The organism is Cobetia sp. MMG027, assembly GCF_027947415.1.
GTDB classification, from domain to species: Bacteria; Pseudomonadota; Gammaproteobacteria; order Pseudomonadales; family Halomonadaceae; genus Cobetia; species Cobetia marina.
Window position 1 is genome coordinate 80,068 of record NZ_JAQJIO010000008.1, and the last position, 13,603, is coordinate 93,670.

The 13,603-nt window shown below is 63.6% G+C and carries 9 protein-coding genes; all 9 read left to right on the forward strand.

Going from position 1 to position 13,603, the window contains the following annotated elements:
• Positions 1-70 precede the first annotated feature (70 nt).
• The 9 genes from PJK54_RS12410 (at position 71) to PJK54_RS12450 (ending at position 13,502) form a co-directional block, all read left to right on the forward strand.
• Positions 71-1,489 carry a LysM peptidoglycan-binding domain-containing protein gene (locus PJK54_RS12410; protein ID WP_271303018.1) on the forward strand — a complete coding sequence of 473 codons (1,419 nt, stop codon included), beginning with the start codon at positions 71-73 and terminating at the stop codon, positions 1,487-1,489.
• Positions 1,490-1,860: 371 nt separating this feature from the next.
• The gene (locus PJK54_RS12415) at positions 1,861-3,756 is read left to right on the forward strand and encodes an extracellular solute-binding protein (protein ID WP_271303019.1); all 1,896 of its coding nucleotides are present in this window, start codon (positions 1,861-1,863) and stop codon (positions 3,754-3,756) included.
• 170 nt (positions 3,757-3,926) lie between these two features.
• Positions 3,927-5,015 carry a microcin C ABC transporter permease YejB gene (locus tag PJK54_RS12420; RefSeq protein WP_077376791.1) on the forward strand — a complete coding sequence of 363 codons (1,089 nt, stop codon included), beginning with the start codon at positions 3,927-3,929 and terminating at the stop codon, positions 5,013-5,015.
• 1 nt (position 5,016) lies between these two features.
• Positions 5,017-6,126 carry an ABC transporter permease gene (locus PJK54_RS12425; RefSeq protein WP_271303020.1) on the forward strand — a complete coding sequence of 370 codons (1,110 nt, stop codon included), beginning with the start codon at positions 5,017-5,019 and terminating at the stop codon, positions 6,124-6,126.
• 8 nt (positions 6,127-6,134) lie between these two features.
• Positions 6,135-7,778 (forward strand): ABC transporter ATP-binding protein, encoded by a 1,644-nt coding sequence (locus PJK54_RS12430; RefSeq protein WP_271303130.1) that lies wholly within the window; start codon positions 6,135-6,137, stop codon positions 7,776-7,778.
• 286 nt (positions 7,779-8,064) lie between these two features.
• Entirely contained in the window at positions 8,065-9,375 is a 1,311-nt protein-coding gene (locus tag PJK54_RS12435; protein ID WP_271303021.1) for an imelysin family protein, read from the forward strand.
• 206 nt (positions 9,376-9,581) lie between these two features.
• Positions 9,582-11,054: a di-heme oxidoreductase family protein gene (locus tag PJK54_RS12440; RefSeq protein ID WP_271303022.1), complete on the forward strand. Its 1,473-nt coding sequence runs from the start codon at positions 9,582-9,584 to the stop codon at positions 11,052-11,054.
• Between the two features lie 86 nt (positions 11,055-11,140).
• Positions 11,141-12,298, forward strand: a complete 1,158-nt coding sequence (locus PJK54_RS12445) for an imelysin family protein (protein WP_271303023.1) — start codon at positions 11,141-11,143, stop codon at positions 12,296-12,298.
• Between the two features lie 16 nt (positions 12,299-12,314).
• Positions 12,315-13,502 carry a DUF1513 domain-containing protein gene (locus PJK54_RS12450; RefSeq protein WP_271303024.1) on the forward strand — a complete coding sequence of 396 codons (1,188 nt, stop codon included), beginning with the start codon at positions 12,315-12,317 and terminating at the stop codon, positions 13,500-13,502.
• Positions 13,503-13,603 lie beyond the last annotated feature (101 nt).

Sequence of the window (13,603 nt, forward strand, 5' to 3'; positions counted from 1 at the left end):
CCGGAATGTCCGGCATGCTGAGCCCGTGTCGTGCCCATCCGACGCAGGCTCGCCAAAGAGTACTCCGTCAATGCATCAGCAAGACCTCCGTACCGACGACACCTCTGTCATCAAGACATCTGCCGCCGACACGCCGGCCCGCCTGCCACTGACTGCTGAACGTCTGCGTTACCTGATTCGCCTCGCCTCCCTCGGAGCCGGCCTGTGCCTGCCGCTGATGGCGACCCCTGCCAACGCAAGCTCCCGGGCGCTCGACGACCTGACACCCACCAGCGTGCATCAGAGCGCTCCTCTGAATTTCATGCAAGCCATCGATGCGGTGCCCGCGCGCTACGATGATGTGTGGCAGCGCCTGCGTGCCGGCTATCAGCTGCAGCAGGACACCGGACGCCCTCGAGTACGCAAATGGATCGACTGGTATGAAGAGCACCCGGAGCACGTGGAGCGTATCGCCGAACAGGCTCGCCCCTGGCTGCGTTATGTGACGCGTCGCATCGAGGCGCGCGGCCTTCCGGCCGAACTTGCCCTGCTGCCTTTCATCGAGAGTGCCTATGATCCGGATGCCGCCCACCCCGGCGGCGCCACCGGCATGTGGCAGTTCATGCCCCAGACCGGCGATGCCATGGGCCTGACCCGCAACCGCTGGTACGACGGCCGCAAGGACGTCCTGATGGCCACCGATGCCGCATTGGATTATCTGCAGTCCCAGGGCGAACGCTGGTACGACGGAGACTGGGAGCTTGCGCTGGCCGCCTACAACGCCGGCGCCGGCACCGTGAACCGCGCGCGCCGACGTGCCGGCTCAGGGGATGAGGATTACTGGAACATCAAGCTGCCCAGCGAGACCATGGAGTACGTGCCCAAGCTGCTGGCGCTGGCTGCGGTGATCCGTGAACCCGAAGAGTACGGCCTGAATCTGCCGGCGATTCCGGACACCCCGGAAATCGCCGCTGTCGATACCCGGGGCCAGCTTGACCTTTCCGTTGCCGCCAGACTGGCTGGCATCAGCGAAAGCGAGCTGCGCACCCTGAATCCCGCGTACAAGCGGTGGGCGACAAGCCCGGGAGACAGCTCGCTGGTGATTCCGGCCACGGCACGTGACACCTTCCTCAGCAAGCTTGAGACCCTGCCGCAAGAGACCCGCGAAAGCTGGGCGGAGTACCGTGTACAGCGTGGCGACAGCCTGTCGGTCATCGCCCGGCGCAGTGGACTGACACTGGCAGAGCTCAAGCAGAAGAATCGCCTGAGCGGCAACACCATCCGGGTCGGTCAGCCTCTGTTGGTGCCTGACGCCACTCGCGGCGTGGCAGCGGCGCAACTCGCAAAAGCCAACGGCCTCAAGAAGGTGCGCGTCAAGCGTGGCGATTCGCTGTCGGTGATTGCGGCGCGTCACAATGTCACCACCCGCCAGATCGCGCGTTGGAACAAGCTCTCTTCCGCCGATTATCTGCGTCCGGGCCAGATGCTGACGCTCTACAGCGCCAACTGAGCGCCATCGCCTAAGCAGCACCTACGCAGCACGTACGCAACATCAAGACGCCCCCGCCATGCTCCATGGCGGGGGCGTCTTGATATCAGGCACCTGTCAGCCTGGACTCCTCCAGCACTCGGTGGCCGACACCCGGTGACCGACACCGCGAGGCAACAACAGACACTGAAACGCCGGCACTGACACCAGTCAGTCGCCCTCGTCGTGGTCGAACAATGGTCGATAACGGGGAACTTCGATACTCTTGGCGAGGTCGATGCTTGCGGACCCCCTGGCAGTGAGTTGACTTGCCTGCCTTGTGTCCACCAGTGCCGCCCGACATTGTCACCTGGCCCTTCGCGCCATGATCCCCCATTCAAGGATGTCCTTTGATGCAGGCTGCTTCTCTTATCCCTCGGCATGCACGCCTACTTCGTGCACTGTGCCTCGGGGCTCTGATTCTCTCCGCCATTGCACCGGCGCATGCATCCTCATCGCGGACCACTGATCAGAAGACTCCCGTGGCCCCCCTGGACGTGCCGACCGTGCACGGACTGGCCATCTATGGCGAACCGGCACATCCGGCAGGCTTCACGCACTTCCCCTACGTGAATCCTGACGCCCCCATCGGCGGACGCATGACTCGCGCCGCCATCGGCAGCTTCGACTCCACCAACCCCTTCATCCTCAAGGGCAACTCGGTGGCAGGGCTCAATTATTTCGGCGGGTTGATCTATGACACCCTGCTCACCCAGTCTGCCGATGAACCCTTCACTGAATATGGCCTGTTGGCCAGCGGGATCCGACTGGCAGAAGACCGCAGTGCCATCGAATTCGATATCGATCCCCGCGCACGCTTTCATGATGGGGAACCCGTCACCGCCGAGGATGTCGTCTTCACCTATCGTCTGCTGATGAAGGATGGCCTGCCCTTCTTCAAGAGCTACTACCACGATGTCACTCGCGTCAGCCTGATCGACACCGATACCGTTCGCTTCGACATGGCCCCCGACGCCGCCCGCGAGCTGCCCTTGATCATCGGTCAGCTGCCGGTCCTGCCCGAGCATTACTGGAAGACACGTGATTTCACCCGCGCCACGCTGGAACTGCCGCTTGGCTCAGGGCCTTACCGCATGGCCTCGCTGGATGCCGGACGCCAGGTACGCTATGAGCGTGTCGCGGATTACTGGGGCAAGGACCTGCCCGTCAACAAGGGACGCCATAACATCCAGACACTGGTCTATGACTATTACCGCGACCAGAGCGTGTCGCTGGAGGCCTTCAAGGCCGGCAGCATTGACCTGCATGTGGAGAGCAGCGCCAAGAACTGGGCGACGGCCTATGATACGCCTGCGCTCAGAGACGGGCGTCTGAAGAAGCTGGAGGTGCCGGACAGCAATCCTGCCGGCATGCAGGGCTTCGTGCTCAATGAACGCCGCGCGCGCTTCCAGGACCCGCGGGTACGCGAAGCCCTGGCACTGGTCTTCGATTTCGACTGGGTCAACCGCAATCTCTTCTACGGCGCCTACCAGCAGACCCACAGCTATTTCGAGAATTCGGACATGGCCGCGAATGGCCTGCCTGAAGGACGGGAACTGGCCCTGCTTGAGCCGTTCAAGGACCAGTTGCCCGCCGCCGTCTTCCGCGACCCGCTGCCCATCGATGAGCCCACGGAACTGCGCCCGCGGCTGCGCAAGGCACTCAACCTGCTTCGGGACGCTGGCTATCGCGTCGCGGATGGCCAGCTGGTCAATCACGAGACGGGCAAGCCGCTGACACTGGAAGTCCTCAACTACGACACCCAGTTCGAACGGGTCATCCAGCCGTGGATTCGCAATCTGGCACGCATCGGCATCCAGGCGCGTATCCGCACCGTCGACGTCAACCAGTACATCAATCGTCGGCGAAGCTTCGATTTCGATGTCGTGGTCGGCAGTTACCCACAGTCCAACAGTCCCGGCAGCGAACAGCGCGAGTACTGGACGAGCGACTACGCCGATGTCGCCGGCTCGCGCAACCTGATCGGCCTGAAGAGTCCGGTCATCGATGCACTCACCGATGCCCTGATCCAGGCCCAGACCCGCGAAGACCTGCTGAGCGCCACACAAGCACTGGATCGCGTGCTGCGCTGGGGCTTCCATGTCGTGCCGCAGTGGCATCTCGCGGCGACTCGCATCGCGCTGTGGGACAAGTTCGGCTATCCGCAGCCGTTCCCGGAGTATCTGCTGAGTCTGGACAGCTGGTGGATCGTCCCCGGGGCTGAGGCTGATGACGAGTCAGACGACTGAAACACTCGCGTGAAGATGGCCAACTGCCGCGCATCCCTCGGCATTGGCCAGCACGACCGACATGGGGCGTCTGCAAGGCCCGCCCCGGCGATTGCTCAACCATGAATGAACACGATGCCATCTGGACCGCCCCGCACAGGGCGGCCGCATGACACGCAGGGAGATTGCTCTTGGGTGCCTATATTCTGCGCCGAGTCCTGTTGATGATTCCGACACTGCTTGGAATCCTGTTGCTGAATTTCCTGATCGTCCAGGCGGCTCCCGGCGGGCCCATCGAGCAGCTGATGTCGCGTCTTGACGGCCTCAGCGCCGGGGCCAGCACACGGCTGAACAGTGGGGGTGGCGATGGCGTCACCAGCGGCTCCGGCACCAGTTCCACCTATCGCGGAGCCTCGGGAGTCGACCCGGCCCTAATCGCCGAGCTGGAGCAGCAATTCGGCTTCGACAAGCCCGCCTGGGAGCGCTTCCGCGACATGGTGGTCGACTACGCGCATTTCGATTTCGGCGACAGCTTCTTCCGCGACCGCCCGGTGATCGACCTGATGCTGGAGCGACTCCCCGTCTCGATTTCCCTAGGCCTGTGGACGACGCTGCTGGTCTATCTGGTGTCGATACCACTGGGCATTCGCAAGGCACTGGTGCATGGCTCACGCTTCGATGTCTGGACCTCGGGTATCGTCATCGTCGGCTACGCGATTCCGGGCTTCCTGTTCGCGATCCTGTTGATCGTGGTGTTCGCCGGCGGCAGCTATCTCGACTGGTTCCCGCTCAGGGGGCTTACCTCCCCGGGTTTCGAGGAGCTCTCGACGCTTGGCAAGGTTCTCGATTATTTCCATCACATCGCCCTTCCCGTGCTGGCCTCCGCCATCGGCAGCTTCGCCACCCTGACGATGCTGACCAAGAACAGCTTCCTGGATGAGATCCACAAGCAGTACGTGCTGACGGCGCGCGCCAAGGGGGCCAGCGAGAACCGCATTCTCTACGGACATGTCTTCCGCAACGCCATGCTGATCATCATCGCGGGGCTGCCGGCGGCGCTGGTCGGCATCTTCTTCACCGGCTCGCTGCTGATCGAGGTCATCTTCTCTCTCGATGGCCTGGGCCTGCTGGGCTTCGAGGCGGTACTGCAGCGCGACTATCCGCTGATCTTCGGCACCCTGTACCTATACACTCTGATTGGCCTGATCCTGAAACTGGTATCAGACCTGATGTATGTGTGGATCGACCCGCGCATCGACTTCGCGACCCGGGAGGCTTGAGATGCGTCACGACACACCCCTTCAAGGGGAGACCAACGTCGTCCAGGACGTGCCGGAACGCCTGCACCGCTCGCGCCTGTCGCCCATCACGCGGCGGCGTATCACAGCGTTTCGTGACAACCGGCGCGCCTGGTGGTCACTGCTGATCTTCGGCGTGCTGTTCATTCTGTCGCTCGGGGCGGAACTGATCGCCAATGACCGCCCACTGCTGGTCTCCTATCAGGACGAGCTCTACCTGCCGATGCTCAAGGAGTATCCGGAAACGACCTTCGGCGGCTTCCTGCCGACCGCCACGGATTATCGCGATCCCTATGTGATCGACGCCATCGCGGCGCAGGGCTTCATGCTCAACACCCTGATCCCGTATTCCTATGACACCTTGGATCTCAACCTGGGGTCTCCCGCGCCTTCGGCTCCCAATGCCCGTCATTGGCTGGGCACGGATGATCAGGGACGGGACGTGCTGGCGCGCGTGATCTACGGCTTCCGCCTGTCGGTCCTCTTCGCTCTGGTGCTGACCGCCGGTTCCATCGTGCTGGGCGTGCTGATCGGTGGCGTTCAGGGCTATTTCGGCGGCAAGGTCGATCTGATCGGGCAGCGCTTGATCGAGATCTGGTCTGGACTGCCGGTGCTGTTCCTGTTGATCATCCTGGCCAGCATCGTGGAACCCAATCTCTGGTGGCTGACCGGCATCATGCTGCTGTTCTCGTGGCTGGGGATCGTCGATATCGTGCGCGCCGAATTCCTGCGTGCGCGAAATCTGGAGTATGTGCGCGCGGCCCGCGCCCTGGGCCTGCCCTCACGTCTCATCATGTGGCGTCATGTACTGCCCAATGCGATGGTCGCCACCCTGACCTTCATCCCCTTCCTGTTCACGGGCGCCATCACGACCCTGACCGCGCTGGACTTCCTGGGCTTCGGGTTGCCGGCAGGCTCCCCGTCGCTGGGCGAACTGGTCGCGCAGGGCAAGAACAATCTCCAGGCCCCCTGGCTTGGCATGACGGCATTTCTCAGTCTCGGCATCATGCTGACCCTGCTGGTCTTCATCGGTGAAGGGCTGCGCGATGCCTTCGACCCACGTCATATCAGTGCCCGGGAGCAGGACGCATGAGTCAGTCAATGCATGAAGCCACGACAGCGGCCAACGCCGAGCCGCGCTCCCGGGATCACTGCGTGCTGCGGCTGGACGATCTCTGCATCCGCTTTGGCAAGACACCTGTCGTCAGGCATCTGTCGCTGGACGTGAAGCGCGGCGAATGTCTGGCCATCGTCGGCGAATCCGGCTCGGGCAAGTCAGTAAGCCTGCTGGCAAGTCTCGGCCTGCTGCCGGGGCATGCCCATGTCACCGGCACGCGGGAGTTCACCACGCTCGAGGGAGAGAGGCTGGATCTGTCAGCCCTGACGAGCCGCCAATGGCAACGCGTGCGCGGCAACCGGATCGGCTTCGTGTTCCAGGAACCGATGACATCCCTCAACCCCCTGGCCCGAGTCGGCGACCAGATCAGCGAGAGCTTGCGGCTGCATCAGGGTCTGCGTGGCCATGCGGCACGCCAGCGAGTGATCGAGCTGCTCAAGCAGGTTCAGCTGCCTCGCCCGGAAGAACTCCTCGAGGCCTGGCCGCATCAGCTCTCTGGCGGTCAGCGCCAACGCGTGATGATCGCCATGGCGATGGCCAATCAGCCGCCTTTGATGATCGCCGACGAGCCCACCACGGCGCTGGACGTCACGGTGCAGCAGGAAATCCTCGCTCTGCTCGACAGGCTGCGGCGAGACCAGGGCATGGCCATGATCCTGATCAGCCATGACCTCAATCTGGTCCGCCGCCATGCAGACCGCGTCATCGTGATGCGGGAAGGCGAATGCATCGAGCAAGGGCCGGTGTCAGAGGTCTTCGATTCTCCCAGCCACCCGTATACCCGCGAACTGCTGGCCGCCGAGCCTGAAGGGGTGGCCGCGCCACTCGCCCCTGAAGATGCGGGCACGCCCGTTCTGGAAGCACGTGATCTGGAGGTGCGCTTCTCGCGTCCTCGCAAGCTGTTCCAGAAACGTCCAGCGGATTTCATCGCGCTTCAGCCGCTGGATCTGACCCTCGCGCGCGGGGAGACCCTCGGGATCGTGGGCGAGTCGGGCTCCGGCAAGACCACCCTCGCCCTGGCGCTGTTGAAGCTGCAGGCCGCACGCGGTGAGATTCGTCTGGAGAATGCCCGTATCGATACGCTGGATCGCAACGCCCTGCGTCACAAGCGACGCCAGATGCAGATCGTCTTCCAGGACCCCTATGGCTCGCTCTCACCGCGCATGCCCGTCACGGACATCATCAGTGAAGGCCTGCGCTTTCATCAGCCTGAGCTCTCAGAGGGCGAGGTACATCAGCGCGTGACGCAGGTCATGCGCGAGGTCGAGCTGCCTGCCGAGTGCGCAGATCGCTATCCTCACGAGTTCTCCGGCGGGCAACGCCAACGCATCTCGCTGGCCCGCGCCCTGATTCTCGAACCTCACCTGCTGGTGCTGGATGAACCCACCTCGGCGCTGGATCGCAGCGTCCAGAAGCAACTCATCGCCCTGCTGCGCGACCTGCAGGCGCGTCATGGCCTCAGCTACCTGTTCATCAGTCATGATCTGGCCGTGGTGAGGGCTCTGGCCCACCGCGTGATGGTGTTGCGCGAAGGCAAGCTGGTGGAGAGCGGAACGACTGCCGAGGTACTGGGCAATCCGAGGGAGGACTACACGCGGGCCCTGATCCAGGCGGCAGGACTGACGTGACAGTCCCGCTTGCCACTCAAGGGCGCGCCCGCCACCAAGGCAGCGGAGGCCTCGTCCCTCATGTGGCGAGTCTCGAGAAGACAGGCATCCTGCATTGCACGGAACGCACTGCTGAGTTGCCTGACTGACTCTGGACGATTGCAAATAATAAAGGTTCTCAATATGATTCCGTCAGAGGTGGGCCACGCGACACCGCGCACGACATGACACATGTCACCGTCGCGTCGAGCCTTCACGACATCGCGTTACGCGATCTGCATAATAAAAGACTGTTCAAGGGAACCTCATGTCCGCACATTTCCGCCCTATCGCTCGCAAGCCGCTGGCTGCCGCCATCGCGCTCTCCGTGGCACTGATCGGCTCTGCCGCCCAGGCGCATGAAGGCCATGCACACGATGATCGCAAGGTGAGCGCTGAAGCCGTCGTTGACCAGTACGCCAACGTGGCCCATGCCACCTACAGCGATGCCCTGGCCAGCGCCAATGCCCTGCGCGCCGCCAACGCCGCGCTGATCGAAGCTCCGTCCGAGGCGACGCTTGCCGCGGCTCGCACTGCTTGGAAACAGGCGCGCGTGGCGTACCAGCAGAGTGAAGTCTTCCGCTTCGGCAATGCCATCGTCGATGACTGGGAAGGTCAGCTGAATGCCTGGCCGCTGGATGAAGGCCTGATCGACTACGTCGAAGGCGACGGCTATCAGGCGGAACTGGGCAACCCGGGCGCCAGCGCCAACATCATCGCGAACGACAGCGTGCAGATCGGTGCCGACAAGATCGACACTACCGAGATCACCCCGGAGCTGCTGGCCTCCCTGAACGAGCTGGGCGGATTCGAGGCCAACGTGGCCAGCGGCTACCACGCCATCGAATTCCTGCTCTGGGGCCAGGACATGCATGGCTTCGAGCCTGGCGCAGGCGAACGTCCGGCGTCGGACTATGCCAAGGGAGAGGACTGCACCGGCGGCAACTGTGACCGCCGTGGCGCCTACCTGCTGGCGGCCAATGACCTGCTGATCAATGACCTGGAATACATGGTCGGCCAGTGGGCACAGGGCGACAAGGACAACTATCGCGCCGAGCTGACCTCCCTGCCGGCCGGTGAAGGCCTCGAGAAGATGCTGTTCGGCATGGGCTCCCTGTCACTGGGCGAGCTGGCCGGTGAGCGCATGAAGGTCGCGCTGGAAGCCAATTCCTTCGAGGACGAGCACGACTGCTTCTCCGACAACACCCACTACTCGCACTTCTACAATGCCAAGGGCATCCAGAACGTCTATGAAGGCACGTACGTGACGCTGGATGGCCGTACCTTCGAAGGCCCGTCATTGCACGCACTCGTCGCCCAGAATGACCCGGAGCTGGCCGAGAAGATGCACGAGGCGCTGGACACCACCATGGGCCAGCTGCAGGTGATGGTGGATACGGCAGACGCCGAAGACGGCATGAAGTTTGATCAGATGATCGCCCCGGGCAATGCCGAGGGTGCCGAGATCATCAATGCCAGCATCGAAGACCTGGTCGCGCAGACGCGCCTGATCGAAGAGATTGCCAACGACGTCGGCATCAGCGGACTGAAGGCCGATACCGCAGATCACGAATTCTAGGCACTCACCCGAGATTGCCAGGCCATGGGCGGTGATGAAACCGCCCATGGCCGCGCAGCCCCCTCGCCCGAACCTGTCTCGTACAGGTTCGGGCGTTGATGCTTTCGTGCCAGCATTTTATGCGCGCCTGCTAATTCTTCAGAGTGCCTTGCCCGAAGGCCACTGATGGACTCGCAGCCTGACCGCGCAAGCCAGGACCTACATCGATGCCACACGTCATCCCGAAACACCCGACCCTTCACGCGTTGTCGCTTGCCATCGCACTGACCGCCCTGCCCCAGGGCGTGGCACAGGCCGCTCAGACACCGCTGACCGTCAGCGCCTATCTGGCCGCATTGCCACTGCAGGACACCGCGAAGAGTGGTGGCGAGGGCAGCGTGCGCAAGCACGATACCAATGCCTACTCCCTGCCGGCCAGAAATCTGAGCTTCGATCAACGTCTGTCCTTCAGCGTCGGCAACAGCTTCTTCAAGAGCCCCTGGGTGATCGCGCCCGCCAGCACCACCGCTCGCGATGGCCTCGGCCCGCTGTTCAACACCAATGCCTGCCAGAACTGCCACGTCAAGGATGGTCGCGGCAGTCTGCCGGCCGAGGGCGATCCCTCGGTGGGCCTCTTCCTGCGCCTGGGCATGCCGGACAGCCACGAGGACAGCTGGAGCGAGGAGGAGCGTGAATTCCGCCGCATCGCTGGAGTGATGCCGCACCCCGTCTATGGCACTCAGCTGCAGAATGCCGCGGTGCCCGGTATCGAGCGCGAAGGCCGCATGCAGGTCGTCCATGAAGAGATGCCCGTCCCGTTGGCGGATGGAGAGGTCGTTCTGCTGCGCAAACCGCGCTATTCCCTGGTCGAGGCTGGCTTCGGCGACCCTGGCCCCATTGCACTCTCACCGCGCCTTGCCCCGGGCATGGTAGGCCTCGGGCTGCTCGAGGCGGTCAGCGAGGAGACCTTGCTCGAGTGGGCCGACCCGCAGGATGCGGATGGCGATGGCATCAGCGGTCGCGCCAATACCGTCTGGTCACTGACCGAGCAGCACGAGGTCATGGGGCGTTTTGGCTGGAAGGCCGGCCAACCCGACGTTCGCCAGCAAAGCGCCAAGGCGTTCGCCGGCGACATGGGCCTGACATCGAATCTGGTCAGCTCCACCGATTGCACGCCGGTCCAGAAATGCGCAGACCTGCCCAACGGGGGCACCATCGAGGTGGAAGACAACGTCATGGACAATGTGGCGTTCTATTCGCGCAATCTCGCCGTGCCGACACGACGTGACCTCGATGACCCGACGGTGCGCGAAGGCGAGCAACTGTTCCGGGAGCTTGACTGCGCCAGCTGCCACCGACCACGCCTGACGACCGCGTCCGGTGGTGTGGCCGCCCAACTGGCTGACCAGACGATCTGGCCCTACAGCGACATGCTGCTGCATGACATGGGCGATGGCCTGTCAGATGATCGCCGCGAATTCGAGGCGACCGGCAATGAGTGGCGCACACCGCCACTCTGGGGGATCGGCCTGGCGCAGACGGTCAATCCCGCGACGGGCTTCCTGCATGATGGACGCGCCCGCACCCTGCTTGAAGCCGTGCTCTGGCATGGCGGGGAAGCCAGGGCCAGTCGAGACAAGGTCGTGGCGTTGCCGACTGACCAGCGGCAGGCGCTGCTGCGCTTCCTGGAATCGCTCTGATCTCTTCTCAGCCTCTACCCGCCAGCCGACTCTGGCACGCCCCCGACTTTCGCCTGGCGTGCCGTTCTGACAAGGAATCCCGCGACATGTCCCGTGACACCTTCACCTCTGCTGCCATCCCGATGAAACCTTTCACGCGCAAGCCCTCGCCCCTGGCGCTGATGACCTCCGCCATGACCCTGCTGGGCACCGCACTGCTGTCGACGAGCACACTGGCGGCATCGGACTCTTCTAGCGCCAACACCACCAGCGCGGACGCCGTCAGCCAGTTTGCCGCTGACACTTTGAGCGAAGCCCACCAGCAGCTCGCCAACCGCCTGACGCAGCTCTCGCAGCACAGCCAAGCGTTCTGCTCCGCCGAGGGTGACGTGACGCTCGAGATGCTCAAGGAGGATTGGCGCAGCGCCATGCTGGGTCTGAATCAGGTCAACTGGGTCGAGATGGGGCCCATCCTGCAGAATTCTCGCCAATGGCAGCTGTATTTCTGGCCGGACAAGAAGGACCTGGTGTCAGGCAAGACACGCGCCCTGCTCGCTGGCGATACCCCGATCACGGCCGATGGCCTGGCGGAGCAATCCATCGTCATGCAGGGGCTGGGCAGTGTGGAATTTCAACTGTTCGATGCCCGCTATGCCGACTCGCCCCTCACCGCCAACACGCGGCGGTGTGAGCTGATGACGGCCAACACCGCCTACGCCGCCAGCACCGGCAAGACGCTGCTCGAAGAGTGGCAGCAGTTCGCACCACAACTGGCTGATGGCACTGGCGCCTTCAGCGATCCACGTGACGCCGTGCTTTCCCTGGTACGCGCGATGACCGTGCAGCTTGAGGCCATCAAGGACCGCAAGCTGCGCCGCCCGATCGGGCTCGACAATGGCGGCACGGCCAACCCCTACGCGGCAGAGTCCTGGCGTGGCGGCATGGGGCTTGCCAACATCGGGGCGACGCTTGCGATGATGGAGACGCTCTGGCTCGGCAATGACGAGGTCGCAGGCATTCAGGGCTACCTGAATCAGCAGGTCGACCCGCGCATGGTGGCCTCCACCACCGGAGACTTTGCCGATGCGCGTGACGCCTTCGCCGCCCTGCCGGCGGATCTCGCTGGCATCTTGCGCGACGACCCGCGCAATGGCGATCTGCAGCAGGCCATGATCCACCTCGAGACCCTGCAGGCAGGCTTCGCTGACACGCTCAACCCGGCACTCGGCCTGTCTCTGGGCTTCAACAGTACCGATGGCGATTGATTCGGGAGTGAAGCACGTGAGCAAGACAGGACATGGCATGCTGGATACCCATCCAACGGAGGCACGTCAGCGCCGGCGACTGCTCAAGGCGCTGGCGTGCACGCCTCTGATGGGGCTCTCCGGCGGCAGGGTCCTGGCGGGTGGCAACAATGCCGCCAGTGCTCGAGGCCATGTGCCAGCCGGGGTGGCCATCTCGGCCTGTGACGATGACACGGGGCAGCACTTTGCCAGCTGTACCAGTTACCAGGGACAGGAACGCTGGCGTCAGCCCATCAAGGAACGCGCCCATGGCGCCACCCGCCATCCTCACAAGCCCTGGGCGCTGATCTTCGCCCGGCGCCCCGGCACCGAAATCAATGTCTTCGATCTCGAGACCGGTGAGCGGATCACGCGCATCGAAGCCGCGCCGGACCGCCACTTCTATGGGCATGGCGTGTTCAGCCCGGACGGTGGTCTGCTCTACACCACCGAGAACGCCATCACCTCCGGAGAAGGCCGTATCGGGATCTACGACATGCATCGCGATTTCGCGCGACTCGGCGAGTTCGCCAGTGGCGGGATCGGCCCGCACGAGATTCGCCTGCACCCGGATGGCCAGCAGCTGATCATCGCCAATGGCGGAATTCTCACGCGCCCGGAGACCGGGCGCGTGAAGCTCAATCTGGAGTCGATGCAGCCCAATCTGACGCTGCTGGATCGCGTCTCGGGCGAGATTCGCTGGCAAGGCGAGCCATCGCATCATCAGCTGTCATTGCGTCATCTGGATGTCAGCCGCGATGGCACCATCGTCGCGGGGTATCAGTATCAGGGGCCTGCCTCGGACCATCACCCCCTGGTGGTGGTGAAGCGCCCCGCCAGCGAGACCTTGCAGGAATTGCCGCTACCGCAGGAATACGTCCCCCAGTTCAAGCAGTACATCGCGAGCATCGCCATCGCCCCCGAGGGCCACCTGGCCGTCGCCACCGTGCCCCGCGGCAACTTGATCACGTTGTGGAACCTCGAGACCGGTGAGCTTGAGACCACGCTGGACTTTGCCGATTGCGCCGGGGTGCTGGCGGTACCGGCGACGCAGGAGACCCCCGCAGGATTCGTGGTCAGCAATGGACGTGGGGAATGGCTGCTGATCGATGAAGATGGCCTGCCGGCACTGGGGCCGGTGCGCCTGGCCAATACCCACTGGGACAACCATCTGGCATTGATGTAGACGGCGTCACGGGGTGACAACAGCCCCCATGACGGGAAGGAAGGTGATGCCCGGCCAGACACGATAACGCCCCGCAGGCTGCTGCCTGCGGGGCGTTGTCG

What these genes read in the sequence shown, in the direction of transcription:
- PJK54_RS12435 (WP_271303021.1), top strand. Translation starts at nt 8,065, where the DNA reads ATGTCCGCACATTTCCGCCCTATCGCTCGCAAGCCGCTGGCTGCCGCC.
- PJK54_RS12425 (WP_271303020.1), top strand. Translation starts at nt 5,017, where the DNA reads ATGCGTCACGACACACCCCTTCAAGGGGAGACCAACGTCGTCCAGGAC.
- PJK54_RS12415 (WP_271303019.1), top strand. Translation starts at nt 1,861, where the DNA reads ATGCAGGCTGCTTCTCTTATCCCTCGGCATGCACGCCTACTTCGTGCA.
- PJK54_RS12430 (WP_271303130.1), top strand. Translation starts at nt 6,135, where the DNA reads ATGCATGAAGCCACGACAGCGGCCAACGCCGAGCCGCGCTCCCGGGAT.
- PJK54_RS12410 (WP_271303018.1), top strand. Translation starts at nt 71, where the DNA reads ATGCATCAGCAAGACCTCCGTACCGACGACACCTCTGTCATCAAGACA.
- PJK54_RS12445 (WP_271303023.1), top strand. Translation starts at nt 11,141, where the DNA reads ATGTCCCGTGACACCTTCACCTCTGCTGCCATCCCGATGAAACCTTTC.
- PJK54_RS12440 (WP_271303022.1), top strand. Translation starts at nt 9,582, where the DNA reads ATGCCACACGTCATCCCGAAACACCCGACCCTTCACGCGTTGTCGCTT.